This window comes from Rheinheimera sp. ATLC3 (assembly GCF_059429535.1).
In genome coordinates this window covers 1417669-1443925 of record NZ_CM182103.1, presented here as the reverse complement: position 1 = coordinate 1443925, position 26257 = coordinate 1417669, and the positions used below count along the sequence as shown (strand labels likewise).

Here is a 26257-nt window from a genome sequence, read left to right as displayed (position 1 = left end):
ATTCCCGATAACGCCGGCACTTCCTGTTGCCGGCAGTTTCTACTCTTTATACATCAAAAAAAGCGTGAATATTCTCTGAACCGAAAGGCGAACTTTGCCCGCTGAACCAGGTCTTACGGCTGTTAGCCCAGGGCGGATCGGAGTAAACGGAATGAATAAATTAGCGAAATTGTGGCGGGACAACCGCGGTGTTATTGTATTTTTAAGCCTGATGTTTGTCTTTCGAAGTGCGGTTGCTGACTGGAACGATGTGCCGTCGGGTTCCATGCAGCCTACTATTCAGATAGGTGATCGCTTACTGGTTAATAAGATGGCTTATGATATCCGGCTGCCATTTACCACCACCTCATTAATTAAACGCGCAGATCCTAAGCGCGGTGATATCGTCATTTTTGTCTCTGAGGTGGCCGATAATCGTCTGGTAAAGCGGGTTGTCGGGGTGCCTGGAGACGTTGTGGCCATGCAGAATAATGTCCTGAGTATTAACGGAAAACCGCTAAGCTATATTGCTGCAGACGAAGCGGTAGACAATAGCAAAGTTCTTACTGAGCAACTGGACAGCATAAAGCATCAGGTGAAATTAGCGCCATTTTCAACCGGCCGCGATAGCTTTGCTGCTGTTACTGTACCAGAAGGCCACTATCTGGTGCTGGGTGATAATCGCGATAACAGCGCCGATTCACGGGTGATTGGTTTTGTGCCACGCGGTGAAATTGTTGGCCGAGCCAGAACAGTGTTGTTCTCACTCGATTACGACAACTATTTTTTGCCACGCAGCGAGCGCTTTCTGGCTGCGTTATAACAGAGAAAGCACGGCTTAGCCGTGCTTTCTCGCGCTTAAACGTACCCATTCATCCTGCACTGCGATGGGATCGAAACTAAACTCATCGCTGTAAGCCGCCATGACCGACTGTGCCTGACTTTCTAAAATACCAGACAGTGCTAACAGACCACCGGGTTTAACATAAGCACTGATAACGTCTTTCAGCTCAGCTAACGGCCCGGCAAGAATATTGGCTACTACAACATCGGCCTGGAAATCTTTTGGCTGATCTTTGGGCAGGTAAAGTTCAATCTGACCTTCAACACTATTACGTTTGGCATTGGCTGTGCTTGCTTCAATTGCCTGCGGATCGATATCCACACCTATTACTCTTTTGGCGCCAAGCTTAAGCGCAGCAATACCTAAAATGCCTGAGCCGCAGCCAAAATCGACTACCGTTTGCTCCGGTTGAATGGTGGCATCTAACCACTGCATACATAATGCCGTGGTCGGGTGGGTGCCGGTACCAAACGCCAGGCCAGGGTCCAGCATGACATTTACCGCTGCCGGGTCTGGAATATCGCGCCAGCTTGGGCAAACCCATAACCGCTCGCCAAACTTAATCGGATGGAAGTTATCCATCCACTCGCGTTCCCAATCTTTATCTTCTAACTGCTCCAGCTTGAAGTCAGGTTCGCCCTTAAAGAACGATACCTGCTTCAGCTGATTCAGCACCTTATCCATTGGATGTTCGGCATCAAACAGTCCTACCACCACAGTGTTAGTCCAGTAAATTACTTCACCTGGCATTGGCTCATAAATAGGGGTGTCATGCGCGTCGAGAAAGCTCACAGCCTGTGCACCCCAGCCCATCAGCATATCGCTAACCTGCTCGGCTTTTTCTTCAGTAGTGGTCACTCGCAGTTGGATCCAGGGCATAATCAGTCTCGCTCAAAATTTTGCGCATTATAGCAAAAAGGCCGCAAAAGCGGCCCTTAATCTGCAAACACGAAGGATTACTTAATACCCAGTTTCTTTTCCAGATAATGGATATTCGTCCCACCTTTACAGAAGCCTTCGTCACGCATGATGTCTTTGTGCAACGGAATATTAGTTTTAATACCTTCAACCAATAATTCGTCCAGTGCATTACGCATACGGGCAATGGCGATATCACGTGTTTCACCATAAGTGATCAGTTTACCCACCATTGAATCGTAGTTTGGCGGTACGCTGTAATCGGCATAAATATGCGAGTCCCAGCGAATACCATTACCACCTGGTGGGTGGAAGCGGGTAATTTTACCCGGCGACGGCATGAAGGTCTTCGGATCTTCGGCATTAATACGGCACTCAACGGCATGGCCGCGAATAACGATATCTTCCTGCTTAATGGTCAGCGGCATACCTGAGGCAACACGCAGCTGCTCTTTAATCAGATCGACGCCACTGATCATTTCAGTTACCGGATGCTCTACCTGAATACGGGTGTTCATCTCGATAAAGAAAAACTCGCCGTTTTCAAACAGAAACTCGAAGGTGCCGGCACCGCGGTAGTTCATCACTTTACAGGCATCAACACAGCGACCACCGATAAAGGCGCGCAGCTCTGGGGTAATACCCGGTGCAGGGGCTTCTTCTACCACTTTCTGGTGACGACGCTGCATTGAACAGTCACGCTCACCTAAGTGAATGGCATTACCCTGACCGTCAGCTAATACCTGAATTTCGATATGACGTGGGTTTTCCAGGAATTTCTCCATGTACACCATGTCGTTACCAAAGGCGGCTTTCGCTTCTGCTTTAGTCATCTCGATAGAGCTGACCAGCTCTTCTTCGCTACGCACCACACGCATACCACGACCACCGCCGCCACCGGCAGCTTTGACGATAATCGGGTAACCGATGCGTTTCGCGATAGCTTTATTGGTCTCGGCATCATCACCGACAGCACCATCAGAACCCGGCACACAGGGAACACCGGCTTTCTTCATCGCTTCAATGGCTGACACTTTATCACCCATCAGGCGGATAGATTCCGGATGCGGGCCGATAAAAATCAAACCACTTTCCTCTACCTGTTGGGCAAAGTCAGCACGCTCCGCTAAGAAACCATAACCCGGATGGATCGCCTGAGCGTTGGTGACTTCAGCGGCGGCAATCAGCGCCGGAATGTTCAAATAGCTTTGTGGTGAGGGTGCAGGGCCGATACAAATGGTTTCGTCGGCCAGCAATACGTGCTTAAGATTACGGTCTACGGTGGAGTGCACCGCAACCGTTTTGATACCCAGCTCTTTACACGCGCGTAAGATACGCAGTGCAATTTCGCCGCGGTTGGCAATCAGTACTTTTTCTAGCATCAGTCTGCCTTTTGCGTTATTCAATCACAAACAGTGGCTGGTCGAATTCAACCGCCTCGCCGTTTTCTACCAGAATTTCTTTTACCACGCCTGCTTTGTCAGACTGGATCTGGTTCATCATTTTCATCGCCTCAACGATACACAGCGTATCGCCAACTTTGACGCTCTGGCCTACTTCTACGAAAGCTTTCGCAGTTGGCGATGCGGCACGGTAGAACGAACCTACCATAGGTGACTTCACTACATGGCCGCTGATGGCTTTAGGGGCTTCCACTGCCGGAGCAGCGGCTGCAGGTGCAGCAACCGGAGCGGCGTGTTGTGGCGCAGGTGCATAATGCTGCATTGGTGCAAATTGCTGTACCGGACCATTACGGCTGATGCGTACTGATTCTTCACCTTCAGTGATTTCAAGCTCAGAAATACCTGATTCTTCTAAAAGTTCGATCAATTTTTTAATCTTTCTAATATCCATGTCTTTTTAGCCTGATTGAGTTATTGCTGTTTGGTTGTTTGTAATGCTGATACCGCCGCATCAAGGGCGTATTGATAACCTCTGGCGCCAAGACCACAGATCACTCCTCTGGCGATATCAGATAAATATGAATGCCGGCGAAAACTTTCGCGCGCGTGCACATTAGATAAATGCACTTCAATAAAGGGTATTGCCACTGCCAGCAGGGCATCGCGAATAGCTACACTGGTGTGGGTAAAAGCACCGGGATTAATCAGAATATAATCCTGTTGTCCCAGGCTTTGTTGAATGGCTGTCACCAATTCGTGTTCGGCATTTGATTGTAAATGTGTCAGTTCGACACTTTTTGCCGCTGCCTGTTCCGTCAGGTCGGTAATAATATCCTGCAAGGTGGCGGAACCATAAACTGCCGGTTCACGTACGCCGAGCATATTCAGGTTGGGGCCATTTAAGACTAAAATGCGATAAGTTGCCGCCATTTGTGCGTTATTCCCGCTAATTGTTGTGATCCGGCACTATCTTGCCAAAGCTAAGGTGCAATTGCATCTGTTTGACGAATTTATCTCGTAAGCAGAGCCGTTGGCTTAACAATAGCGCCTTATTATAGTGAAATCGTGACAAATGGCAGCAAAATACTGGTCTTATCAGCCAGAGTGCTGGTGAGAGTAAGCGGCGCTGACAGCTAGCGCCGCTTTTGCGGGTTATTGTTGAACTTGTTGCAGGTGTTTAGCGAAGTCATCGGCGTTCATAAAGCCGGTGATACGGGCCTGGGTGAGCTCTTCACCTTCTGGAGTAAACACCAGTAAAGTAGGCAAACCTAAAACGCGGTAATGATCCAGTAGCGCCTGATCCTTGCGTGTCATTCTGGTTACATCGACTTTAAGCAGCTGCATTTTCTGCATTTGTTCCTGTACCTGCGGCTTCGGGAAGGTCAGATGTTCAAATTCCTTACAGGCAATACACCAGTCGGCATATAAATCGACCAGCGTGTATTGCCCGTTGTTTTGGGCGACGCGCTGTTGTAAATCCTCCAGCGTAGACACTGTGTCAAAACCCTTATTTTCTGTGGCAACAGTGGCGCCAGCTGCTGGCGGCGTCACCGGCCACCAATGCGTGATATTGAAATACAGACCAGCGAATAACAACAGTTGACCCAGCATTAAAACCACAGCTTTGGCAGTCGGGTGTTGTAAGCTGAATACCACCCGGAACAGATAGACTACAAAGGCCAGTAGTAATGCTGTGCCAGCAAGCAGCACGTAGCTAAAATCTACGATGCGATCGAGCAGCAGCAGTGGCACCGCTAATAACAAGAAGCCAAAGGTCGTTTTTACTGCATTCATCCAGTTACCGGCTTTGGGCAACAGTTTGCCGCCAGAGCTGCCAAGTAATAACAAAGGCAGGCCCATACCCAGGCTCAGAATATATAACGTAATAGCACCTAACAGTAAGTCGCCACTTTGTGCCACATATAACAACGCCGCAGAAAGTGGCGCAGTCGTGCACGGAGATGCAATAAGGCCGGATAACGCGCCCATAGTAAAGGCGCCTTTTAGCGAGCCACCCTGTTGTTTATTGCTGACGTTACTGACTTTTTCCTGCCAACTGGACGGCAGGCTGAGGTTAAACAGGCCAAACATAGACAGCGCAAGCAGAACAAAGATGATGCTGGCGACAATTAGTACTGCCGGATGCTGCATATAAGCCTGAAACTTTACGCCCAGGCTGGCGACGACTAAGCCCAATAATGAATAAGTAACAGCCATACCCTGCACATAGGATAATGACAGCGTAAAGGCACGCTTGTTAGACAGCTGAGTGCCCTGACCCACAATAATACTGGTTAGGATCGGGTACATTGGAAATACACAGGGTGTAAAAGCCAGGCCAATACCTAACAGAAAGAAGCCGGCCAGTGTAGCCAGGCTGGCACCGTCCGTCAGGGTTTCAGCCAGGCTATTCTGACTGGATACCGGTACGGTGTTAGTGTTCGGTATTGGTGCTGCGCCATTTTGTTTGGGGCTTTCCTGTGATAGCAGAGGTAGCTCTTTGGTTACCGGTGGGTAGCACAAGCCTGCTTCTGCACAGCCCATATATTGAATTTTGAATACCGCGTCGTCGCTGATATCGGTCAGTGGTATACGCAGAGTCAGTTGATGAAAATACACCTGACTAACCCCAAAAAACTCGTCTTCTATCTGCATGCTCGCCGGGTAAGTGGGGTGAGAGAAACTGACCGCGACACCGCCGAGTTTTATTTTGTCTTTGTACAGGTAATAACCATCGGCTATGGTCCAGCTGACAACCAGTTCATCTTGCTGCTGAACAAAGTCAAATACAAAAGCCTGCTCAACTGGCAAAAAGCTGTCAGCAGGTTTTAACAGGCTATCGAGCACTGAGTTCTGCTGTGCCTGTGCCTGGGGTAGCAATAAGCACCACAGCATAAAGGGTAGAAAAAATAGTTTGTACATCAGCCTATACTTCCTCATTGACAATCCGGCGCGGCCTCAGCCTAGCACTATTGGTGCTGTGTTATACAGCGACAAACCTTGATTTGTTCAGTTGGTGCGACATTTTGCACCTAAGCACAGACCTGTTACTGCTACGGATTATTTCAGCTTCGGCAAATATAAGTTGTTTGTGTGTGTTGGCGCTAAGAAATTTTGCCATACCCCCTTGGATTTTTTTTCCGGGTGCCCCATATACCGAGCAGACAATTTAACACCCATGTTAAAACACAAAAATAGCTTTAGGAGATAGAGCATGAATATTCGTCCATTACATGATCGTGTCATCATCAAACGTTTAGAAGCTGAGAGCAAATCAGCTGGTGGCATCGTCTTAACTGGCGCTTCGGCGGAAAAATCAACCCGCGGTGAAGTGGTCGCAGTTGGGAATGGCCGTGTTCTGGAAAACGGTGACGTAAAACCGTTAGATGTAAAAGTTGGCGACAAAGTACTGTTCGGCGCTTATGTAGAGCGCACCGAAAAAATTGATGGTCAGGAATACGTGATCACCAAAGAGGAAAATATCCTGGGTGTGATTCTGGACTAATTCCAACCACGAACTGTATTTAGCATTAACTGAATTGAAGGATTAGAAAAATGGCAGCAAAAGACGTACGTTTTGGCGATGAAGCCCGCAACAAAATGCTCAAAGGCGTAAATATTCTGGCAAACGCAGTACGCGTTACGCTGGGCCCTAAAGGCCGTAACGTGATTCTGGACAAATCTTTTGGCGCACCACTTATCACTAAAGACGGTGTATCTGTAGCCAAAGAAATCGAGCTGGAAGATAAGTTCGAGAACATGGGCGCGCAGATGGTGAAAGAAGTTGCTTCTAAAGCCAACGATGAAGCCGGTGACGGTACCACTACTGCAACAGTATTAGCGCAAAACATCATCAACGAAGGTGTTAAAGCGGTTGCAGCCGGTATGAACCCAATGGATTTAAAACGTGGTATCGACAAAGCTGTTGTTGCTGCGGTTGAAGAATTAAAAGCACTGTCTCAGCCATGTGCTGACAGCAAAGCCATTGCGCAGGTAGGTACTATCTCTGCAAACTCTGACGATGAAATTGGTCAGATCATTGCTAAAGCGATGGACAAAGTAGGTAAAGAAGGCGTTATCACAGTTGAAGAAGGCCAGGGTTTAGCTAACGAGCTGGACGTGGTTGAAGGTATGCAGTTCGACCGTGGTTACCTGTCGCCGTATTTCATCAACAACCAGGAAGCAGGCCAGGTAGAACTGGACAACCCGTATATCCTGACTGTTGATAAGAAAATCTCTAACATCCGTGAATTACTGCCGGTATTGGAAGGTGTGGCCAAGTCTGGTAAGCCTTTACTGATTATCGCTGAAGATGTTGAAGGCGAAGCCTTAGCGACACTGGTAGTAAACAACATGCGCGGTATCGTGAAAATTTCTGCTGTTAAAGCCCCGGGCTTCGGTGATCGTCGTAAAGCGATGCTGCAGGATATCGCTACCCTGACTGGCGGTACGGTGATTTCTGAAGAAATCGGTATGGAGCTGGAAAAAGCGGGTCTGGAAGAGCTAGGTACAGCGAAGCGCGTGGTTATCACTAAAGATAACACTACCATTATCGATGGTGCAGGCGAGCAGGCCGCTATTGATGGTCGTGTGAAGCAAATCCGTCAACAAATTGAAGAAGCAACATCTGACTATGATAAAGAAAAACTGCAAGAGCGCCTGGCCAAGTTAGCTGGCGGTGTGGCAGTTATCAAAGTGGGTGCGGCTACTGAAATCGAAATGAAAGAGAAAAAACACCGCGTAGAAGACGCGCTGCACGCGACCCGTGCTGCGGTTGAAGAAGGCGTAGTGCCTGGCGGTGGTGTAGCTCTGGTGCGTGTGGCGGCCAAGTTAGTTGACCTGCGTGGTGCGAACGAAGATCAGAACCACGGTATCAAGATTGCCCTGCGTGCAATGGAATCGCCACTGCGTCAAATTGTTGATAACGCCGGTGACGAGCCATCAGTAGTGGTTAACCAGGTTAAATCAGGTAATGGTAACTATGGTTACAATGCAGCAAGCGGCGAGTATGGCGATATGTTGGAAATGGGTATTCTGGACCCAACCAAAGTAACGCGTTCTGCGCTGCAGTTTGCGGCATCTGTGGGTTCTCTGATGATCACCACTGAAGCGATGGTGACTGAACTGCCAAAAGCTGATGCTCCTGCAATGCCTGACATGGGCGGCATGGGTGGCATGGGCGGCATGATGTGATGCTGCTGTAAGTGCTTACTTACTAATAAACCCCGGCTTTATGCCGGGGTTTTGCTTTTTCAGCACAGGTAATCAGGCAAAATGGCTACATTTTTATACAAAACACTTTAGCGGTTATGCGGCTGTTAGCGGTATAGTTGATACTAACATTAAACTTATACCAGCGAATCGGCTCTAAAGGCGTTACAGGCGTGAAGCCTCAGCAGATACAGGAGATGAGTTATGCGTAAAATACTACTTTTATGTGGTTTGAGCTTCTTCACTGTTGGTACTGCATACGCAGGTGAAGTTTCTGTGCAGTGGCAACAACCGGAAAAATTTACTGATATCCGCCCGGCTAATGATACACGTAAGGCTTACCGCGAGCGGGTGTTGAAAAAGTTTGATGGTTTTTTTGCAGAGCTGGCAAATAAGCTGCCAGAAGGATATAAATGGGAAGTCACGGTAACAGATTTAGATCTGGCTGGTGATGTTGATTATTTTGCCGGTGGCGCGGGTAATCCGCTGCGTGTCGTGAAAGATATTTACTCCCCGGCTATTAAATTCAGCTATGTTGTGCGTGATAAGCATGGTGAGGAAGTCGCCAGCGCAGAGGAAAAACTGCGTGATATGGGCTTTATGCAGACGCTCAATTCAGTGAGTAATTCTGATGAATTCCGCTACGAGCGTCAAATGCTGCAAGACTGGTTCAGCAAAGAGTTGCAGCCTAAAGTAGAGCAATATGCACAGGCTCTGCCGAAGGTTAGCCAGTAATTACAGTAAACTGGCAATTTGCCGGTAAATGTCGACGGCTTCCTGCCGGCTTAGTTGCCCGGCAGAAGCTGCCCGGCCAATAGTGCTGCTTACTCTTACACTTTCACGCTGTGGTTCGGTGTCAGTGTCAGATGTTGCCGGTGAAGCTGAACCTATCGGTACTGCAGACGCGGTTGCAGTACGTTCAAGTACCTGATTTGGCCTGACGGCTATCTGATTGCTGGTCAATGCCGTACTACTTAATGCAGACATGGGCACCTCCAATTATCTCTTTAGATTAGTGTAGCGCAGAAACTCCGTTAGATCGTTTTTTGAACAAAATGAGGTGTGTATTTCATTTGGTTATAACAGTGCGGAATTCAGCTAATGTCTGGTGCAACTGTTTTAACTGCTTGACGACGCGCTGCAAAGTTGCGGTGTTAAACTGCTGGCTTTGCCTCATAGCCGCAACCTGCTCTGCGGTTTCGGCCAGATAAGGCATAAAGCGATTGCTCGATGCCTGAAACAGCGTGTTATCAGCAAAAATACGTTGGTGCTTGCCATGACCTTGTTGTTGCAGGTTGTCGAGTAACGCGTCGGCATCCAGCGCCTTGCGGTATAATTCTTTTAAGTTGTCATCAAGCTGATTTAGTAAAGCGTCCATAGATTGACCAAGCCATAAAAAGTGGCGCCATTATGCCATAAGCTGCAGTGGTATTCAGCTTATGTCGGCCAGCCAGCTTTGCCGGAGGTTATTTTTATCCTCGCCCATTCCTTTAATAAGTGTTTTGTTATATTATCTCGTTTATTCAGCATAGGCTTTCAGAGTAAGCAAAGTGTTAGCAACAGTAAGAAGCGTATTCGATAAAGTGGGTATCACAGTGACGTCGCTTTGTGCCATTCACTGCATTATGCTGCCTGTTATTCTGCCACTGTTGCCTTTACTGGGTTTAACGGCAAGTCATAACCATGCGTTTGAGAGAATTGTATTACTGATTACTATGGTGCTGGGCTTCATCACACTGTTTATTGGTTTTCATCGTTACCATCGCAAGCTTTATCCGTTTTATTCATTATTTCTCGGTGGTTTTATTTACTGGCAAAAAGATGTCTGGGGCCATGAATACGAGCATGCTGTATTGATGGTTGGTGCAACGCTGGTGGTACTGGCGCATATTATGAATATGCGGCTTTGTAACAGCTGCAACAGCTGTGAAGATGATCACTAAGCAGAGCCTTAAACTAAAAAATCCCGCCGTGGCGGGATTTTTGAGTTTAAGGCGGCAAGCTTATTTAATTGTCGCCAGAAACTGCCGGCTGGCACCGGGATAGTTTGTGAAGATTCCGTCAACCCCGTATTGCTGCATACGCTGGATGTCATCTGTGTGATCTACCGTATAAACATACACTCTTAAACCACGCGCTTTGGCATCGTTGACGAATGCCTGATTGATAAAGCTGACATCGCAGTTAACTGAATAAGCCTGCAGCTTTTGCGCGAAACTGGCATAATCAGCCGGCATCGAGGCGGTAAGAGCACCAAGCTTAAGTTTAGGCCTCGACTGTTTTATTTCAGCCAGTAAATGATGGTTAAATGACGAAATGAGTAACCGTTTGCTGTCGAAATTATACTCTTCTTCAGCTTTGTCCAGTAGCCTCAATAGTGGCGTGACGGTATCAGCGCCTTTTAATTCAATATTGAGCCACTGTGAGGCCTGCTGCAGACGTTGCAAAACCTGCGATAAAGCAGGAATACGCTCACCCTTACCGGCATCAAACTGCATCAGCTGCTCAACACTATACTGGTAAATGCTGCCCTTACCATTGGTAGTGCGTTGTAAATGATGGTCGTGAATGACGATCAGCTCACCCTGTACTGCGAATACATCCAGCTCGATAGCATCGGCACCCTGAACTATGGCTTGTTCTATTGCCAGCATGGTATTTTCAGGGTATTCGCCACTGGCGCCGCGGTGAGCAATGATCTGCATATTATTTCAGCTTTGCAAAAGGTGCACCCATGCGGGTTACCGAGCCTGGTTTCTGGTCGTCTAAGAAAGATAGCTTATCAGCAGCAAATGCCAATACCACTGTTGAACCTAATTTAAAGCGGCCCATTTCGGCACCTTTTTCCAGCGTTATGGCATTTTTGCCATGGGCAGGGTAGGTCCAACGGAATATATTTTTACCGGCCGGTGGTGTTACTGTACCGGCCCAAACTGTTTCAATACTCGCTACTATAGTTGCGCCGACCAATACCAAGGCCATAGCGCCAAGCTCAGTGTCGAAAATGGTTACGACACGCTCGTTACGGGCAAATAAGTCAGGCACGTTTTCAGCAGTTAATGGGTTTACTGAAAACAGCTCGCCTGGCACATAGATCATTTGCCGCAGCGTGCCGCTAACCGGCATGTGGATGCGATGATAATCTTTTGGCGCCAGATAAATAGTCGCAAAGTCGCCGTTCTGAAAAGGAGCTGCAGTGGCAATATCGCCGCCGAGCAAACTTTGTAAAGAGTAGTCATGGTTTTTTGCCTGCACCAGTTTACCTTCAACAATAGGGCCGAGCTGACTGATACAGCCATCTACAGGGTGGGCAATAACATTACTTTCTGTCGCCAGCGGGCGTATACCGTCTTTTAGCGGACGGGTAAAAAACTCGTTGAATGTGGCATAGTCCTGTGCCCGCTCAAACTGAGCTTCGCTCATATTAATGCCGTAGGCTTTGATAAAACGATTTATTAAAAAGTGGGTAAACCAGCCAAGTCTGGCGCTGGCTATTTTTCCGGCCAGGCGTGATATCAGGTGTTTTGGCATCAGGTATTGCAGGGTAATTTTTAAATTATCCATCTTGGTCTCGATTAAAATTGTCAAAAAACAAGTTACAGGTAACTGGGTTTATCTTGCGCCATACTGGCAAGAATTTTCAGATAACTGTCGTAACGTTCATGCAGGATATCACCGCTTTCAACGGCATGTTGAATGGCGCAGCCGGGATCAGAAATATGTTTGCAGTCTCTGAATTTACAACGTCCAAGCCAGGGCGTGAATTCTACGAACCCCCGTGTCACTTCCTCAGCCGTTAAATGCCACAGCGCAAACTCACGAATACCCGGAGAGTCAATCAAATCCCCGCCTTCTGGTAAATGATAGAGTCTCGATACAGTTGTCGTGTGCTGACCAAGACCTGAATTTTGCGAAACCTCCTGGGTTTGTGCTTCCAGGCCAGGCATCAGGCTATTCATCAGTGATGATTTGCCGACACCTGACTGGCCAACGAAGATACTGGTGCCGCTGTGCAGGTAATTAAGTAACTCTGGCATACCTTCGCCGCTTTTAGCGCTTACCATAACAAAGCTATAGCCAAGCTTTTCATACTGTGCCAACTGTTGCTCTACAGCATGTTTTTGCTCTGCGCTGAGCAAATCCGTTTTATTAATGACCAGCAATGGCTTGATACCGGTTATTTCTGCGGCAACCAGATAGCGGTCGATAATATTCAGCGACAGCACGGGTAAGATGGCAGAGACAATAATCATCAGGTCAATATTGGCCGCGACGGGTTTTAAGCCATCATAAAAGTCTGGCCGTAATAAAACTGAGCTGCGCTCTTCTACCGCGTCAATGACACCATCAACACCACCCGTCTGCTGTAATGCCCTGCGCCAGACTACCTTGTCGCCGGTGACTAATGATGCCACCGAGCGGCGCATATTGCAGCGGGTCACGGCGCCATTAGCATCTTCGACATCAGCATGCTGACCAAAACGGCTTATGACGAGGCCAGCTTCTGCTGCGCTAAAGCTGGCGTCATCAACAGTTTCGACCCCTTTATTCTTGCCTGCACGCAGCTTTTTACTGGCATTGTCGGCAATGCGTTGTTGTTGACGCTGGGTGAGATGCTTTTTCTTCGTCACTGGTGCTGTTTTCGCTCTGATAAAAAGGGTGCTATTACTGCTAAGCTTAGGGCGTGTATGATACCTGTATTCTGTAAATGAACAAAGCAGCATGCTGCGTAAGGGCTTTTGATGAGTGTAAATGATAATAACCTAATCTGGATTGACCTTGAGATGACGGGGTTAGAGCCGAAAACCGACGTTATTCTGGAAATGGCAACGATAGTGACCGACAGCAATCTGAATATTCTGGCGGAAGGGCCTGTATTTGCTATCAAGCAGCCTGATGATGTGCTGGATAATATGAGCGCCTGGTGTGTAGAACAGCATGGTAAAAGTGGTTTGACGGCACGTTGCCGTGCCAGCAACGTTTCACTGGCAGAAGCCGAGCAGCAGACGATCGCATTTTTAAGCCAGTATGTATCTGCCGGTAAATCGCCGATGTGCGGCAATAGCATTGGGCAGGACAGACGTTTTCTGGTGGAATATGCACCTGCGCTGGAAGCGTTTTTCCATTACCGCAATTTAGATGTCAGCACTGTAAAAGAGTTGGCAAAACGCTGGCACCCTGAGGTAACAAAGAAAGTGCAAAAATCAGGCAGTCACCTGGCTTTAGACGACATTCGTGAGTCAATTGCTGAATTAGTGACCTATCGACAGCATTTTTTCAAATTACCGCAATAAAGTACTTGCATAAGCTAACTGATTTTGTAAAATGCGCGCCATCACGACGCAACAACGTCTGATGATGCGAGTATAGCTCAGCTGGTAGAGCGCGACCTTGCCAAGGTCGAGGTCACGAGTTCGAACCTCGTTACTCGCTCCAAATTCGACAGAAACCGCACCTTGTGTAAGCAAGCTGCGGTTTTTTGTTATCTGAATATTTTTCATCTGCAGATTGTTATATGCGATATAGTTACTGCATGTAGCACAGCACATCGGTTGCTATGACTGACTCACCTTGTATTCGAAACTGCTGCCTTGATCAGCAAGACTGTTGTATTGGCTGCGGACGCCTGCTGCAAGAAATACTGGAATGGCACACAGCCTCTGCAGTGCGAAGGGCACAAATTGTGCAGTTAGCTGCAACCCGCCAGAAACAGCGGGATGAGGTGCAAATGATCAGGCGTCGCGTGGTAAGCCCTTCTGAATAATTCTGACCAGGCGTTCTGTGCTACGGGGCAACAGTGATTCCGCTTGCCAGCTTTTACGTTTTTGCTGATTAAGTGCCCACTGAATATGCTCAGCAACTAATTCACTGCTACTGCCTAATCTGGCCTGTAGCGCCAGTACAATCTCTGGCTGATAGGGCGCGTTACCAAGTGCCACAGCAATATTACGTTGCCAGCGTTCAAAGCCAATACGGCGGATAGCACTGCCTTCGGTGTTGCTTAAAAACTCATGTTCCTGCCAGTTGAACAGGCTGAGCAGGCTCTGGCTTTGCCACTGTTTTCGGCGCTGAAAATCACCTTCTATCGACAGCGGGGCATGGCGGTTTTCCGGGCAAACCAGCTGGCAATCATCGCAGCCGTAGATGCGGTTTCCCAGCAAAGGTCTGAATTCTTCCGGTATGGCGCCTTTTAATTCTATGGTCAGATAAGAAATACAGCGCCGGGCGTCAACGACATAAGGTTCTACAATGGCGCCGGTAGGGCAACTGGTAATACAGGCGACACAGCTGCCGCAATCACCGTCATGAGGCTGATCTGTCGGTAGTGGCAGGTTTACCAGCAACTCCCCGAGAAAAAACCATGAGCCGGCTTCGTGGTTTAATAATAAACTGTGTTTACCAACCCAGCCCAGGCCAGCTTTTTGCGCCAGCGGCCGCTCCAAAATAGGTGCTGAGTCGGTAAAAGGCCGATATCCCAGTTCGGCGACATGCTGATTAATGCGTTCACCAAGCTGCTTCAGGCGGTTGCGGATCAGCTTATGATAATCACGCCCAAGTGCATAACGGCTGATATAAGCTTGCAATGGATCCGCGAGGTTGGTAGCAAAGCCGGCGCCTTTGGGTAAGTAATTCATCCGTACACTTAGTACCCGCAGAGTGCCCGGTACCAGTTCTGCCGGTCTCGCGCGCAACATACCATGGCTTGCCATGTAGTCCATTTCGCCGTGGTAACCGGCGTCCAGCCACTTTTGCAACTGACGTTCAGCGTCAGGCAGGCTGACATCTGTTATGCCCAGCTGGTCAAACCCAAGCTGCTGAGCCCAGAGTTTAATTTTTTCAGCCAGTTCGGCGTAATCCATAGATGTCTAGAACCCCCTGATAAAGACGGCACAATCTACCATAACTGTCACGATAACGCCTAGTTATGCCGGAACTTGCTTTTTTAGTGGCGGTCTTAGCTGCAGCGTACGGTTTTACTGGCCCGGAAGTTGATTAATTTGTTAACATAGTGCTGTTTATACAGCAGCAACATAAGAGTGGTGGCCGGTGACACAATATCAACGAGTATTACAGGATGAATCGGCAACCTTATTGCTGGCTGAGCGGGTAGCCCAGCATATTCAACCTGGTATGACACTGTTTTTGCACGGCGGTTTAGGTACAGGAAAGACCACATTCAGTCGGGGGCTGCTACAGGCGTTGGGGCATAAAGGCACAGTGAAAAGCCCGACCTATACGCTGGTTGAGCCATACCAGCTGGCTGCTATGACGGTGTTTCATTTTGACCTGTACCGTCTGCGTGATGCCGAGGAATTGGAGTTTATGGGGATCCGAGACTATTTCCGCGCCGATACGTTATGTCTGATTGAATGGCCAGAGCAGGGGCAGGGTTATTTACCTGTGCCGGATCTCGACATACACTTAGTTTTTGAAGCAGAGCACAGGCATGTCTCAGTAAGCGCTAATACTGACGCTGGTGCCAACATAATAAAAGCCTTAACGGATGATGCAGAATAATTATTACATAAAAGTCAGAGGCTACTTGCTACTGCTGTTGAGCATTGGCAGTTTTTCTGCCGCTGCGGTGAATCAGGTGCAGGGCGTAAGGGTGTGGCCATCTCCTGACAACACTCGTGTTGTGTTTGATATGGCAACTGCGCCAGAACATAAAAGCTTTACGCTGGATAAACCAGATCGTCTGGTCATTGACCTGAGTAACACGAAAGGCGGGAGCAGTTTACCGCAGGTCTCCGGTGAGTCGGCATTGATTAAAAGCATCCGTAGCAGCGGCAACGGTAATAAAATGCGCATCGTGCTGGACTTAACCCGGGCGGCTAATGCCAATGTTTTTGCGTTACCACCGACCCCGCCTTACGGTCATCGTCTGGTTGTCGATTTACCCGACAACAACCCGGCGCAACCTGCGCCACCTGTGGCTATCCGGGCGGCACGCGACATTGTTGTGGCGATTGATGCCGGGCACGGTGGAGAGGACCCAGGTTCTATTGGCCCAAGTGGCTTTTACGAGAAAAATATAACGCTGCCTATCGCAAAACAACTGGCCAGATTGATAGATGCCCAGCCAGGTATGAAAGCCATGATGGTGCGTACCAACGATTACTATATCCATGTTAATAAACGTACCGAAATTGCCAGAGGTCAGCAGGCTGACTTGCTGGTCTCTATTCATGCTGATGCTTTTACGTCACCGCAACCGCGCGGTGCGTCGGTATGGGTGCTGTCACTACGCCGGGCAACGACAGAAGTCGGTCGGATGTTGGAACAAACAGAACGCCACTCAGAGCTGCTGGGCGGCGTAGCCGAAATTATTAAAGATTCGGCCAATGAGCGCTATCTGGCACAAACCGTATTAGATTTGTCGATGAACCATTCCATGGTGACCGCATATCAGGTTGCCAATGAGGTGCTGCAAGAGCTGGACAAAATTGCTTATTTGCATAAAAAAGAACCCCAGGCTGCCAGTCTTGGGGTACTTAAAGCGCCAGACATCCCTTCGATTCTGGTTGAAGTCGGCTTTATTTCTAACCCTCAGGAAGAAAAGCTACTTAAATCCGGCGGCCATCAGGCCAAGCTGGCACAATCGTTATTTAGTGCACTAAAGCGGCATTTCGAGAAGTCGCCGCCTGCAGATTCGTTATTTGCTCAGCACCGTTCACGTGAGCATCGTGTCAGCGCCGGCGAATCGTTATCTTTGCTGGCACAGCGCTACAACGTATCCGTAGATGATTTACGTTCAGTAAACCAACTCACCTCCGATAGTATTCGTGTCGGCCAGACACTACGGATCCCATAATTATGCCGATCCGTATACTGCCACCGCAGCTGGCTAACCAGATTGCGGCAGGCGAGGTTGTTGAACGCCCGGCGTCAGTGGTGAAGGAGCTGGTAGAGAATAGCCTGGACGCTGGCGCAGATCATATTGAAATAGAGATTGAAAAAGGTGGTAGCAAGCTTATCCGTGTACGTGATAACGGCAGCGGCATCGCCGAGCAAGAGCTGGTATTGGCATTAAGCCGGCACGCTACCAGTAAAATTACCGATCTGAATGATCTGGAAGCGATTTGTAGCCTGGGTTTTCGTGGCGAAGCGCTGGCCAGTATCAGTTCGGTATCGCGCCTGACATTGACGTCGAAAACACCCGGGCAGAGTGCGGCCTGGCAAGCCAGTGCTGAAGGCCGGGATATGCAGGTTGAAGTGCGCCCTGCTGCTCATCCAGATGGCACTAGCATTGAAGTGCTGGATTTATTTTTTAACACGCCAGCCAGGCGAAAGTTTCTGCGCACCGACAAAACCGAATTTGGTCACATTGATGAGTTGGTCAAGCGACTGGCGTTAAGCCGTTATGATGTTAGTTGGTTGTTAAGCCATAATGGGCAGCAAGTGCGGCGGCTAAAAGCAGCTCTGACGCAGGAGCAGCGGCAGAAAAGGGTTGCTGCGTTATGTGGCCGGGTATTTGCCGAACATGCGGCTTTTATTGAAAACCAGTACGGTGACGTAAAAATATGGGGCTGGCTGGTGCATCCGCAAGCGTGCTCAGCTCAGCTGCACTGCCAGTATAGTTACGTTAACGGCCGGATGATGCGGGATAAATTGCTTAATCATGCTATCCGCCAGGCATATGGCGATACGCTGGCGTCAGATCAGCAACCGGCCTTTGTGCTTTATCTGGAGTTGGAACCGCGTCAGGTGGATGTAAACGTTCATCCGGCGAAGCATGAAGTACGTTTTCATCAGGCCCGGCTGATCCATGATTTTGTGGTATCGGCATTAACCGATGCTCTCACGCAGCTTACGCCTGCAAGCCGCGCTGTTTCGCAACCGGGTTTAACGGTTCAGGAGCCCCCCGCTCAGCCATATCGGCATGTTGTATCTGGTAATAGTCGCAGTACTTACACTGCCGACAGACGCCCGTCAGATACCGCTGTAAAACAAGAGTTATCATACTGGCAAAGCAGCCAGAGCTTAGCCGCAACTACGCAGGCTGCTAGCCCGATGCCAGCGATTACACAAAGCCCGCTGCTGATTACAAAAAACAGGTACCTTTTGTTACAGGGTGGCGACGATATAGTCGTCATTGATTTGCTGCCAACACTTGTCGCCTATTTTTCTGCCCAGCGTCAGCCCTCTCAGCCATTGCTGCTACCGCAACGGATAACATTAAATGCGCAGCAATGCCGTTTGTTAACAGATAGAGCTGAGCAATTTAACCGTTTAGGCTTTGATATGTTACTGACTGACCAGCTACTTATTGTAAGGGCGGTACCGCTCTGGTTACGTAACACGGTGGTTAGTCAGTGGCTTGGTGAGTGGTTACAGCAGCTGTGCCTGCAGCCCGTTGACGATCTTTGCCACCATTTATTGTCTATGCTACTTAATGCTAATAGGGTATCAGCTGGCGCAATGTTAGAATCTGCACCACAACTGTTGTCGGCACCAGAGTGGTGGGTAAGCGCACCTTTGCAGCTAGAAGCGACGCTAAATTCACTGACGGAGCCGAAACAATGAAACCGGCAACAGATCAGGTTATTTTTTTGATGGGGCCTACGGCGTCGGGAAAAACGGCTCTGGCAACAGAGCTATATCAGCGCTTGCCATCTGAGCTGATCAGTGTAGACAGTGCACTGATCTACCGCGGCATGGATATTGGTACAGCGAAGCCCACGGCTGAAGAACTGGCGGTTGCACCGCATCATCTAATTGATATCCGTGACCCGGCGCAAAGCTATTCTGCGGCAGATTTCAGGGCTGATGCGCTCAGATTGATTGCTGAAATTCAACATCGTGGTAACATTCCGGTCCTGGTTGGCGGAACGATGCTGTACTTTAAAACCCTACTCGAGGGTATTTCGCCACTACCTGAGGCTGACCCGGAGGTAAGGGCGCAATTGGAACAGGAAGCTGCGTCAGCTGGTTGGGCCGCGTTGCATGAAGCGCTTAGCAAGGTAGATCCTGTTTCGGCAAAGCGGATACATCCGAACGACCCGCAGCGGATAGGACGCGCGCTGGAAGTATACAGAGTGACCGGGCGAAGTTTAACGGAGCTTACTGCAGAAAAAGGGGAACCTTTTGCGTTTCCTGTGCACCAATTCGCTATTGCACCACAAGAGCGTGCAGTGTTGCATCAGCGTATCGCACTGCGGTTTGAACAAATGCTTGCTGCAGGTTTTGAGCAGGAAGTCAGGTTGATGAAACAGCGTAGCGATTTGCACCCGGATTTACCTTCTGTGCGCTGCGTCGGGTACCGCCAGATGTGGCAATATCTGGATGGTGAATGCAGCTACACTGAAATGACAGAAAAGGGCATAGCGGCTACCCGGCAATTAGCCAAGCGACAACTGACCTGGTTACGGGGTTGGCCACAGCTTAACTGGTTGAAAAGTGACGCGCCCATGGCGGAAAACTTGCAAGCGGTTTTATCTTCGCTAAGCTAAACAAGCTGGATAAAAAATACGTTTTAACAACTTGAAATAAAAAAAATAATACCTATATAAGTCGGACTAATTAAAAAAGGAAAGCGGCACATGGCAAAGGGCCAATCTTTACAAGATCCATTTTTAAACACCTTGAGACGGGAACGTATCCCGGTATCAATTTATTTGGTGAATGGAATTAAACTTCAGGGGCAGATCGAGTCTTTCGATCAATTTGTCATTCTGCTGAAAAATACCGTGAGTCAGATGGTCTATAAACATGCCATCTCAACTGTAGTACCGGCCCGTGCCGTCAATACTATGGTTAGTCACAGTAATGGTCAGGGTGACGAAGACGACACGGAATAATAGCAGGGGTCTTTCGCTTGTCTGATACTAGCGTAATTCCGGAACAAGCGATCCTTGTCCATGTCAACTTTTCGCAGCAGCATACCAGCGAGGATTTGAGCGAGCTCAAGTTGCTGGTATCGTCAGCTGGTGTTGAAACAGTTCAGGTACTGACAGCCAGTCGTAGTGCACCCGATCCTAAGTTTTTTGTCGGTTCCGGCAAAGCTCAGGAAACTGCAGATCTGGTAAGCCAGACAGAGGCGACGGTGGTGATTTTCAACCATGCGCTTAGCCCGGCACAAACACGTAACCTTGAGCGTTTATGTCTGGCCCGAGTTATTGACCGTACCAGTCTGATCCTCGACATTTTTGCCCAGCGCGCCAGGACGTATGAAGGAAAGCTGCAGGTAGAGCTAGCTCAGCTGCAGCATCTTGCTTCGCGTCTTGTAAGAGGCTGGGATAGTCTTGACCGACAAAAAGGGGGGATCGGTTTACGCGGCCCGGGCGAAACCCAGCTGGAAACCGACCGCCGTCTGCTGCGAGAGCGTGTAAAAGCTTTACAGACAAAACTGGCAAAACTGGAAACTCAGCGCCAGCAAGGGCGTCGTGCACGCCAGCGCGCAGAAGTGCCGGTGGTATCTGTAGTGGGTTACACCAACGCCGGTAAATCAACTTTATTCAATCGCCTTACCAACGCCGGTGTATATGCGGCTGACCAGCTATTTGCAACGCTTGACCCTACTTTGCGGCAATTAAAGTTGAAAGGTGTTGGTGACATTATTCTGGCCGACACTGTTGGGTTTATCCGGCATTTGCCGCATGATCTTGTTGCTGCATTTAAATCCACGCTGCAGGAAACCCGCGATGCTGATTTACAACTGCATGTCGTTGATGTTGCCGACCCCCGCAAAGACCACAATATGCAACAGGTTGCACAGGTTTTGGCGGAAATTGATGCTGACCAGCTGCCGCAGTTGCTGGTATTTAATAAAATTGACCTGCTTCAGCAGCCTGCGCGTATAGAGTATAACGAAGCAGGACTGCCATCTGCCGTATATGTCTCTGCGATATCTGGCGCCGGACTTGATTTGCTGCAGCAAGCCATCACAGCATTGTTGTCTGAACGGTATATTGATGTGGCGTTAACGCTACCACCTTCGCTGTCTTCCTGGCGGGCGCATTTTCATCAGCAGCACTGCATCGTCACGGAACAGTTTGACGATGAGGGTAATTGTGCCCTGAGATTAAGGCTGAGTGAGGCTGCATGGTCAAGGGCGGTGAAGCAGTCGCAGGGTAAACTGGAAAACTATATCGTCAGCACGCCGGTTATTTGATACATTAACCTTTATTTTGCAACTTAAAACGGAGTACAGCATGGCTTGGAATGAGCCCGGCAATAACGGAAAAAATAACGACCCCTGGAAGCAGGGTGGTCGTGATCAGGGGCCTCCTGATTTAGACGAAGTGTTTCGTAACTTTGGCAAAAAGTTCGGCGGCATTTTCGGCGGTGGTAAGTCATCTGGTGGTGGCAGTAGTGGCGGAGCGTCAGCTGCGTTTGTGCTGATCCTGATTGTTGCAGCATTGGTTTGGGCGTTCAGTGGCTTTTACACCATTAAAGAGTCTGAGCGCGGTGTGGTGCTGCGTTTTGGTGAGTACCACAGTGAAGTTGGCCCGGGCATTCACTGGAAACCTACTTTTATTGATTCCGTGTTGCCGGTAGATGTTACCAGCGTACGGACGTTGCGTAGTGACGGCTTTATGCTGACGCAGGATCAGAATCTGGTACGGGTAACATTTGAGATCCAGTACCGGGTGTTCAACGCTCGGCAGTACAAATTCTCTGTTGTCGATGCTGACAACAGCTTGCATCAGGCAACCGATGCAGCGCTGCGTTATGTTATCGGACACTCTATCATGGATGACGTCCTGACCCGTGGCCGTGAAGTGGTGCGGCAGAATACCCGTCAGGAGCTTGAGGGCATTATCGAACCATACAATATGGGTATTGTCTTGGTTGATGTAAACTTCCGAGATGCCCGTCCACCGGAAGAAGTGCGTGATGCTTTTGATGACGCTATCAAAGCGCAGGAAGATCAGGAGCGCTTCATTCAGGAAGCCCAGGCTTATGCCCGTGAAATAGAACCGCGTGCCCGTGGTCAGGTGAACCGTGTGATGCAGGAAGCCGAAGCCTATAAACAGCAAATTGTGTTAAAAGCACAGGGTGAAGTTGCCCGCTTCGAGAAGCTGTTACCAGAGTATCTGGCTGCACCTAAAGTAACGCGTGATCGCCTGTATCTGGAAACGATGGAACAGGTTTACAGCAATACGTCAAAAGTGCTGGTTGATGTTAAAAACGGCAATAATATTATGTATTTACCTCTTGATAAGATGCTTAACCAAAATAGCTCCTCTACTACGCCGTCTAACGCTACGCCAATTTTACCGGCACGTAGCAGCACTGACAGCAACAGTCAGAGCCGCAGTGACAGCGGTCGCAACTCAACTCGTAGTGGCAGGGGGTAACCGATGAAAAATTTCACTATAGCGCTGATTGTGGTTATTGCGTTTATCTTTTTGTCGGCGCTGTTCGTGGTGCCGGAAGGGCAACGCGCCATTGTTATCCAGTTCGGTAAAATCCAGCGTGATGCTCAGCAAAACGTAGTGGTATACGAGCCGGGTCTGCATTTTAAACTTCCAATGATTGAAACAGTACGTAAGCTAGACGCCCGGGTACAGACACTGGATGACGCACAGGACCGTTTCGTAACGGCTGAAAAGAAAGACTTGCTGGTCGACAGTTATGTTAAGTGGCGTATCAGTGACTTTGGCGCCTACTTTCTGGCCACCGGTGGTAATACTGCTCAGGCGGAAGTATTGCTGAAACAGTACATTAATAACGGTTTGCGTACTGAGTTCGGTGCCCGTACTATTCCTGAAATTGTCTCGGGTGAACGTACACAACTGATGCAAAGTGCCTTACAGCAGGCCGGTGAAGCGTCGAAAGAGCTGGGTATTGCTGTCGTTGATGTGCGTGTTAAGCAAATCAACCTGCCGCAAGAAGTGAGCAGCTCAATATTCGCCCGTATGGAAGCTGAGCGTCATGCAGTAGCCCGTGAGCACCGTTCAAAGGGTATGGAAGAAGCGGAGATTATCCGCGCGGATGTCGATGCGCGCGTGACGGTAATGTTGGCGGATGCAGAGCGTAACTCACGTACGGTGCGTGGTGACGGTGATGCGATAGCGGCCAACGTGTATGCAGACGCGTACAACAAAAATGCCGAGTTTTTCTCGTTTATCCGCAGTATGGAAGCTTACCGTAAAAGCTTTAACAGCAAAGACGATGTGTTGGTGGTGCAGCCTGACAATGACTTCTTCAAATACATGAAGTCAGATAAAGTGCAGAACTAAATCAGCAACTAATATGAAAAGGCCCGTCAGGGCCTTTTTTATCGGTAACGGTATTGGGGGGAGCCATGTACCAACAGTTTTATCAGCGTTTTCTGCAAGCTAATGCAGGCAAGCAACACTTTGCCTGCCATTCTCACCATTACTGGCCTGATGTTACCCGGGACGCCATGCTGGAATACTGGGATGACACAGCACGGCTGGTCGATGATAAGTGGCAGTACATCTTTGCTGAGAAGGTGCCACAAACCCAGCAACTAATTGCAGATATTTTGCAGCTGCCACAACCCGAGCAGATAGTGTTTGCACCTAACACACACGAACTGGTGATGCGTCTTTTAAGCTGCTTTGATTTGCGCCAGCCGTTACATATTTTGACAACAGACAGCGAATTTTACAGCTTTAGCCGTCAGGTTAAACGCTTAGCTGAGTACGACAACATAACAATAGAAGTGATCCCTACCGAGCCTTATGCCACTTTTGAGCAGCGATTTATCGCCGCCGCTGAAGCCCGTTCGCCTCATTTTATCTTCTGTAGTCAGGTATTTTTTAATTCAGGTGTAGCGCTAACTGATTTAACCGGCTTTGTGCAGAAGCTGGCAGCATGTACCGATGCCATGATAGCAATTGATGGTTACCATGCGTTTATGGCGCTGCCGACAGATTTATCATCGATTGCTGAGCGGATATTTTATCTTGCTGGCAGTTACAAATACGCTCAGGGCGGAGAAGGTTGCTGTTTTATGGCGGTACCACTAAGCAGCACTGACCGGCCCCTATACACCGGCTGGTTTGCTGAGTTCGGCACCTTAGCTGCAGAGAAATCTGCTACCGTACTATACAGTGAAGACGGTTACCGTTTTGCAGGTGCGACGATGGATTTTTCTGCACTGTACCGGCTAAACGCCGTACTACGGCTATTTAAACAGCAGGGGATTAGTGTTGGGCGCATTCATCAATACGTACAACAGTTGCAACGGGTATTTCTGGCGAAGCTGACTGAAGCCCAGCATGGCAAACTTCATACCAGTAGCCTTCTGACAAACAATTTGGATTACCATGGCCACTTTCTGACATTTCGCTGTGGCAACCCGGCTGAGGTCGCAGAACTTGCCGCGATGCTTAAACGAAACGGCATTGAAACCGACTATCGGGGAGACAGATTACGTTTTGGTTTTGCGCTGTACCACAACAGTGAACAGTACGATTTAAGTTGTCTGAAACAGTGTTAAATCTAACTGGTTGAATAAAAACTAATAATTTAGCCGCTGAAAAAAAGCGGCTTTTTTTCGTCCGGACGGCTGAAACTTAGTTGCCAATTTGGTAGAATCCCCGCCTAATTTTTTCCATGATGTAGGAACCATGGCCAAAAACGTCGTAGTGCTCGGCACCCAATGGGGTGACGAAGGTAAAGGTAAAATTGTCGATTTATTAACAGATAAAGCAAGCTTCGTGGTGCGCTATCAGGGCGGCCACAATGCAGGCCATACGTTGGTTATCGACGGTGAGAAAACCGTATTACACTTAATTCCGTCAGGCATTTTACGCGCCAATGTGAAGTGCGTAATTGGCAATGGCGTAGTGTTGTCCCCGGAAGCATTCTTAAAAGAAATGAGTATGCTTGAGCAGCGTGGTGTACCGGTAAAAGAGCGTTTGCTGTTAAGTGAAGCCTGCCCGTTGATCCTGCCTTTTCACGTAGAGCTGGATAAGGCGCGTGAGTTGGCACGTGGTGACAAACCTATCGGCACTACCGGGCGAGGCATTGGTCCTGCGTACGAAGATAAGGTCGCCCGTCGCGGTTTACGTGTGGGAGATTTATTTAATCCTGAACTGTTCGCAGAAAAACTGAAAACAGTGATGGATCTGCATAATTTCACTTTGACGCAGTACTATAAAGTTCCGGCAGTGGATTATCAGACCACATTGGATAACGCTCTGGCTATCGCCGAAATTCTTAAGCCACTGGTTGTTGATGTGACTGATTTATTGGACCGCGCCCGCAAGGCTGGTCAGGAAATCATGTTTGAAGGCGCTCAGGGTACACTGCTGGATATCGATCACGGTACCTACCCCTATGTAACGTCGTCTAACACTACGGCGGGTGGTGTTGCCACCGGTGCCGGTTTTGGCCCGCGTTACCTCGATTACGTGCTGGGTATTGTCAAAGCCTATACGACGCGTGTCGGTTCTGGCCCGTTCCCTACAGAGCTGGGTTGTGAAGTAGGCGAGCATTTAGGTGTAAAAGGCCATGAGTTCGGTGCAACTACAGGTCGTAAACGTCGCTGTGGCTGGTTTGACGCAGTAGCGGTCAAGCGCGCGGTTCAGCTTAACAGTATTTCTGGTTTCTGTTTAACCAAGCTGGATGTACTGGATGGCCTGGAAACCGTGAAAATCTGTACTGGCTATAAAGATGCTGCCGGTAACGTTACTGATGTTCCGCCGCTGGCTGCAGAAGGCTACGAGCTGGTTACGCCGGTGCTGGAAGAAATGCCGGGCTGGACAGAGAGTACTTTTGGTGTACAAAAGCTGGAGCAGTTGCCTCAGGCGGCCCGTGACTACATCACCAGGCTGGAGCAACTAACTGGCGTGCCTATTGATATAGTGTCGACCGGACCAGACCGGGTTCAGACGATTGTTTTACGCCATCCATTTGGCTGAAACATCTGAACGAGAGTTTACCCCGTATAAAAACGCTGCCATCTGGCAGCGTTTTTGCT

The 26257-nt window shown here is 48.9% G+C and carries 28 protein-coding genes and 1 tRNA gene; 18 read left to right on the top strand and 11 right to left on the bottom strand.

Annotated elements, in window-relative coordinates:
* Positions 1–151 precede the first annotated feature (151 nt).
* Positions 152–802 (top strand): signal peptidase I, encoded by a 651-nt coding sequence (lepB, locus tag AC5SV9_RS06805; RefSeq protein ID WP_475147411.1) that lies wholly within the window; start codon positions 152–154, stop codon positions 800–802.
* Positions 803–817: 15 nt separating this feature from the next.
* Here the strand turns inward: lepB and prmA are convergent, their stop codons facing one another.
* From prmA to AC5SV9_RS06780, 5 genes are all read right to left on the bottom strand, one after another.
* Positions 818–1702 carry a 50S ribosomal protein L11 methyltransferase gene (prmA, locus tag AC5SV9_RS06800; protein WP_475147410.1) on the bottom strand — a complete coding sequence of 295 codons (885 nt, stop codon included), beginning with the start codon at positions 1700–1702 and terminating at the stop codon, positions 818–820.
* A gap of 77 nt (positions 1703–1779) precedes the next feature.
* Positions 1780–3123 carry an acetyl-CoA carboxylase biotin carboxylase subunit gene (accC, locus tag AC5SV9_RS06795; protein ID WP_417707042.1) on the bottom strand — a complete coding sequence of 448 codons (1344 nt, stop codon included), beginning with the start codon at positions 3121–3123 and terminating at the stop codon, positions 1780–1782.
* 16 nt (positions 3124–3139) lie between these two features.
* Positions 3140–3595 carry an acetyl-CoA carboxylase biotin carboxyl carrier protein gene (accB, locus tag AC5SV9_RS06790; RefSeq protein WP_134057615.1) on the bottom strand — a complete coding sequence of 152 codons (456 nt, stop codon included), beginning with the start codon at positions 3593–3595 and terminating at the stop codon, positions 3140–3142.
* Positions 3596–3615: 20 nt separating this feature from the next.
* A complete protein-coding gene (aroQ, locus tag AC5SV9_RS06785) occupies positions 3616–4074 on the bottom strand; it encodes a type II 3-dehydroquinate dehydratase (RefSeq protein ID WP_475147407.1) in 459 nt (152 codons plus the stop codon).
* A gap of 222 nt (positions 4075–4296) precedes the next feature.
* Positions 4297–6066 (bottom strand): protein-disulfide reductase DsbD, encoded by a 1770-nt coding sequence (locus AC5SV9_RS06780; protein WP_475147405.1) that lies wholly within the window; start codon positions 6064–6066, stop codon positions 4297–4299.
* A gap of 292 nt (positions 6067–6358) precedes the next feature.
* Here AC5SV9_RS06780 and AC5SV9_RS06775 point away from each other — a divergent pair, with 292 nt between their 5' ends.
* The 3 genes from AC5SV9_RS06775 to AC5SV9_RS06765 all read left to right on the top strand — a co-directional run bounded on the left by AC5SV9_RS06775 (position 6359) and on the right by AC5SV9_RS06765 (position 9090).
* Positions 6359–6649 (top strand): co-chaperone GroES, encoded by a 291-nt coding sequence (locus tag AC5SV9_RS06775; protein WP_331922611.1) that lies wholly within the window; start codon positions 6359–6361, stop codon positions 6647–6649.
* Positions 6650–6699: 50 nt separating this feature from the next.
* Entirely contained in the window at positions 6700–8337 is a 1638-nt protein-coding gene (gene groL / locus AC5SV9_RS06770; protein WP_134057607.1) for a chaperonin GroEL, read from the top strand.
* A 222-nt stretch (positions 8338–8559) separates the two neighbouring features.
* On the top strand, positions 8560–9090 hold the full coding sequence (locus AC5SV9_RS06765) for a DUF3016 domain-containing protein (protein WP_134057605.1): 531 nt from the start codon (positions 8560–8562) through the stop codon (positions 9088–9090).
* Here AC5SV9_RS06765 and AC5SV9_RS06760 read toward each other — a convergent pair whose 3' ends face one another.
* Both AC5SV9_RS06760 and AC5SV9_RS06755 read right to left on the bottom strand, forming a co-directional pair.
* Positions 9091–9342 (bottom strand): hypothetical protein, encoded by a 252-nt coding sequence (locus AC5SV9_RS06760; RefSeq protein WP_134057603.1) that lies wholly within the window; start codon positions 9340–9342, stop codon positions 9091–9093.
* 82 nt (positions 9343–9424) lie between these two features.
* Positions 9425–9733 carry a primosomal replication protein PriC gene (locus AC5SV9_RS06755; protein WP_134057601.1) on the bottom strand — a complete coding sequence of 103 codons (309 nt, stop codon included), beginning with the start codon at positions 9731–9733 and terminating at the stop codon, positions 9425–9427.
* 172 nt (positions 9734–9905) lie between these two features.
* Between AC5SV9_RS06755 and AC5SV9_RS06750 the strand changes: the two genes are divergently transcribed.
* Positions 9906–10298 (top strand): MerC domain-containing protein, encoded by a 393-nt coding sequence (locus AC5SV9_RS06750; RefSeq protein ID WP_226767461.1) that lies wholly within the window; start codon positions 9906–9908, stop codon positions 10296–10298.
* Positions 10299–10358: 60 nt separating this feature from the next.
* Here the strand turns inward: AC5SV9_RS06750 and AC5SV9_RS06745 are convergent, their stop codons facing one another.
* Genes AC5SV9_RS06745 through rsgA form a run of 3 tightly spaced genes read right to left on the bottom strand, consistent with a single transcriptional unit; the run spans position 10359 to position 12986 of the window.
* Positions 10359–11060 (bottom strand): glycerophosphodiester phosphodiesterase, encoded by a 702-nt coding sequence (locus tag AC5SV9_RS06745; RefSeq protein ID WP_475147402.1) that lies wholly within the window; start codon positions 11058–11060, stop codon positions 10359–10361.
* 1 nt (position 11061) lies between these two features.
* Entirely contained in the window at positions 11062–11919 is an 858-nt protein-coding gene (asd, locus tag AC5SV9_RS06740; RefSeq protein ID WP_475147400.1) for an archaetidylserine decarboxylase, read from the bottom strand.
* A gap of 32 nt (positions 11920–11951) precedes the next feature.
* Entirely contained in the window at positions 11952–12986 is a 1035-nt protein-coding gene (gene rsgA / locus AC5SV9_RS06735; RefSeq protein ID WP_134057594.1) for a small ribosomal subunit biogenesis GTPase RsgA, read from the bottom strand.
* 111 nt (positions 12987–13097) lie between these two features.
* On the opposite strand from rsgA, the gene orn reads away from it, so the two are divergent.
* The 3 genes from orn (at position 13098) to AC5SV9_RS06720 (ending at position 14119) form a co-directional block, all read left to right on the top strand.
* Complete coding sequence (gene orn / locus AC5SV9_RS06730; RefSeq protein ID WP_134057592.1) at positions 13098–13649, top strand: oligoribonuclease; 552 nt, start codon at positions 13098–13100, stop codon at positions 13647–13649.
* Between the two features lie 66 nt (positions 13650–13715).
* Positions 13716–13791, top strand: a tRNA-Gly gene (locus tag AC5SV9_RS06725).
* Positions 13792–13912: 121 nt separating this feature from the next.
* A complete protein-coding gene (locus AC5SV9_RS06720; protein WP_475147396.1) occupies positions 13913–14119 on the top strand; it encodes a DUF1289 domain-containing protein in 207 nt (68 codons plus the stop codon).
* Here the strand turns inward: AC5SV9_RS06720 and queG are convergent.
* Positions 14088–15215 carry a tRNA epoxyqueuosine(34) reductase QueG gene (queG, locus tag AC5SV9_RS06715; RefSeq protein ID WP_475147394.1) on the bottom strand — a complete coding sequence of 376 codons (1128 nt, stop codon included), beginning with the start codon at positions 15213–15215 and terminating at the stop codon, positions 14088–14090. The two genes, AC5SV9_RS06720 and queG, sit on opposite strands and share 32 nt — an antisense overlap.
* 187 nt (positions 15216–15402) lie before the next feature.
* Here queG and tsaE point away from each other — a divergent pair, with 187 nt between their 5' ends.
* The 10 genes from tsaE to AC5SV9_RS06665 all read left to right on the top strand — a co-directional run bounded on the left by tsaE (position 15403) and on the right by AC5SV9_RS06665 (position 26198).
* Positions 15403–15873, top strand: coding sequence for a tRNA (adenosine(37)-N6)-threonylcarbamoyltransferase complex ATPase subunit type 1 TsaE (gene tsaE / locus AC5SV9_RS06710; RefSeq protein WP_475147392.1), 471 nt, complete (start codon positions 15403–15405; stop codon positions 15871–15873).
* Positions 15860–17170, top strand: coding sequence for an N-acetylmuramoyl-L-alanine amidase (locus tag AC5SV9_RS06705; protein ID WP_475147389.1), 1311 nt, complete (start codon positions 15860–15862; stop codon positions 17168–17170). The genes tsaE and AC5SV9_RS06705 overlap by 14 nt, the downstream gene beginning before the upstream one ends.
* A 2-nt stretch (positions 17171–17172) precedes the next feature.
* Entirely contained in the window at positions 17173–18882 is a 1710-nt protein-coding gene (gene mutL / locus AC5SV9_RS06700) for a DNA mismatch repair endonuclease MutL (RefSeq protein WP_475147387.1), read from the top strand.
* Positions 18879–19808 carry a tRNA (adenosine(37)-N6)-dimethylallyltransferase MiaA gene (miaA, locus tag AC5SV9_RS06695; RefSeq protein WP_475147385.1) on the top strand — a complete coding sequence of 310 codons (930 nt, stop codon included), beginning with the start codon at positions 18879–18881 and terminating at the stop codon, positions 19806–19808. The genes mutL and miaA overlap by 4 nt, the downstream gene beginning before the upstream one ends.
* Before the next feature lie 90 nt (positions 19809–19898).
* Positions 19899–20156: an RNA chaperone Hfq gene (gene hfq / locus AC5SV9_RS06690; protein ID WP_134057579.1), complete on the top strand. Its 258-nt coding sequence runs from the start codon at positions 19899–19901 to the stop codon at positions 20154–20156.
* Between the two features lie 17 nt (positions 20157–20173).
* Positions 20174–21469 (top strand): ribosome rescue GTPase HflX, encoded by a 1296-nt coding sequence (hflX, locus tag AC5SV9_RS06685; RefSeq protein WP_475147382.1) that lies wholly within the window; start codon positions 20174–20176, stop codon positions 21467–21469.
* Positions 21470–21509: 40 nt separating this feature from the next.
* A complete protein-coding gene (hflK, locus tag AC5SV9_RS06680) occupies positions 21510–22658 on the top strand; it encodes an FtsH protease activity modulator HflK (protein ID WP_230819330.1) in 1149 nt (382 codons plus the stop codon).
* A 3-nt stretch (positions 22659–22661) separates the two neighbouring features.
* The gene (gene hflC, locus AC5SV9_RS06675; protein ID WP_134057574.1) at positions 22662–23543 is read left to right on the top strand and encodes a protease modulator HflC; all 882 of its coding nucleotides are present in this window, start codon (positions 22662–22664) and stop codon (positions 23541–23543) included.
* A gap of 65 nt (positions 23544–23608) precedes the next feature.
* Positions 23609–24772: an aminotransferase class V-fold PLP-dependent enzyme gene (locus AC5SV9_RS06670; protein ID WP_230819328.1), complete on the top strand. Its 1164-nt coding sequence runs from the start codon at positions 23609–23611 to the stop codon at positions 24770–24772.
* 130 nt (positions 24773–24902) lie between these two features.
* Positions 24903–26198 carry an adenylosuccinate synthase gene (locus AC5SV9_RS06665; RefSeq protein ID WP_475147381.1) on the top strand — a complete coding sequence of 432 codons (1296 nt, stop codon included), beginning with the start codon at positions 24903–24905 and terminating at the stop codon, positions 26196–26198.
* Positions 26199–26257: the final 59 nt, after the last annotated feature.

What these genes read in the sequence shown, in the direction of transcription:
- AC5SV9_RS06780 (WP_475147405.1), bottom strand. Translation starts at nt 6,066, where the DNA reads ATGTACAAACTATTTTTTCTACCCTTTATGCTGTGGTGCTTATTGCTA.
- queG (WP_475147394.1), bottom strand. Translation starts at nt 15,215, where the DNA reads ATGGATTACGCCGAACTGGCTGAAAAAATTAAACTCTGGGCTCAGCAG.
- aroQ (WP_475147407.1), bottom strand. Translation starts at nt 4,074, where the DNA reads ATGGCGGCAACTTATCGCATTTTAGTCTTAAATGGCCCCAACCTGAAT.
- miaA (WP_475147385.1), top strand. Translation starts at nt 18,879, where the DNA reads ATGAAACCGGCAACAGATCAGGTTATTTTTTTGATGGGGCCTACGGCG.
- AC5SV9_RS06705 (WP_475147389.1), top strand. Translation starts at nt 15,860, where the DNA reads ATGATGCAGAATAATTATTACATAAAAGTCAGAGGCTACTTGCTACTG.
- prmA (WP_475147410.1), bottom strand. Translation starts at nt 1,702, where the DNA reads ATGCCCTGGATCCAACTGCGAGTGACCACTACTGAAGAAAAAGCCGAG.
- lepB (WP_475147411.1), top strand. Translation starts at nt 152, where the DNA reads ATGAATAAATTAGCGAAATTGTGGCGGGACAACCGCGGTGTTATTGTA.
- hflC (WP_134057574.1), top strand. Translation starts at nt 22,662, where the DNA reads ATGAAAAATTTCACTATAGCGCTGATTGTGGTTATTGCGTTTATCTTT.
- orn (WP_134057592.1), top strand. Translation starts at nt 13,098, where the DNA reads ATGAGTGTAAATGATAATAACCTAATCTGGATTGACCTTGAGATGACG.
- hflK (WP_230819330.1), top strand. Translation starts at nt 21,510, where the DNA reads ATGGCTTGGAATGAGCCCGGCAATAACGGAAAAAATAACGACCCCTGG.
- accC (WP_417707042.1), bottom strand. Translation starts at nt 3,123, where the DNA reads ATGCTAGAAAAAGTACTGATTGCCAACCGCGGCGAAATTGCACTGCGT.
- AC5SV9_RS06720 (WP_475147396.1), top strand. Translation starts at nt 13,913, where the DNA reads ATGACTGACTCACCTTGTATTCGAAACTGCTGCCTTGATCAGCAAGAC.
- hfq (WP_134057579.1), top strand. Translation starts at nt 19,899, where the DNA reads ATGGCAAAGGGCCAATCTTTACAAGATCCATTTTTAAACACCTTGAGA.
- asd (WP_475147400.1), bottom strand. Translation starts at nt 11,919, where the DNA reads ATGGATAATTTAAAAATTACCCTGCAATACCTGATGCCAAAACACCTG.
- AC5SV9_RS06670 (WP_230819328.1), top strand. Translation starts at nt 23,609, where the DNA reads ATGTACCAACAGTTTTATCAGCGTTTTCTGCAAGCTAATGCAGGCAAG.
- AC5SV9_RS06760 (WP_134057603.1), bottom strand. Translation starts at nt 9,342, where the DNA reads ATGTCTGCATTAAGTAGTACGGCATTGACCAGCAATCAGATAGCCGTC.
- AC5SV9_RS06775 (WP_331922611.1), top strand. Translation starts at nt 6,359, where the DNA reads ATGAATATTCGTCCATTACATGATCGTGTCATCATCAAACGTTTAGAA.
- AC5SV9_RS06755 (WP_134057601.1), bottom strand. Translation starts at nt 9,733, where the DNA reads ATGGACGCTTTACTAAATCAGCTTGATGACAACTTAAAAGAATTATAC.
- groL (WP_134057607.1), top strand. Translation starts at nt 6,700, where the DNA reads ATGGCAGCAAAAGACGTACGTTTTGGCGATGAAGCCCGCAACAAAATG.
- AC5SV9_RS06765 (WP_134057605.1), top strand. Translation starts at nt 8,560, where the DNA reads ATGCGTAAAATACTACTTTTATGTGGTTTGAGCTTCTTCACTGTTGGT.
- accB (WP_134057615.1), bottom strand. Translation starts at nt 3,595, where the DNA reads ATGGATATTAGAAAGATTAAAAAATTGATCGAACTTTTAGAAGAATCA.
- mutL (WP_475147387.1), top strand. Translation starts at nt 17,173, where the DNA reads ATGCCGATCCGTATACTGCCACCGCAGCTGGCTAACCAGATTGCGGCA.
- AC5SV9_RS06745 (WP_475147402.1), bottom strand. Translation starts at nt 11,060, where the DNA reads ATGCAGATCATTGCTCACCGCGGCGCCAGTGGCGAATACCCTGAAAAT.
- AC5SV9_RS06665 (WP_475147381.1), top strand. Translation starts at nt 24,903, where the DNA reads ATGGCCAAAAACGTCGTAGTGCTCGGCACCCAATGGGGTGACGAAGGT.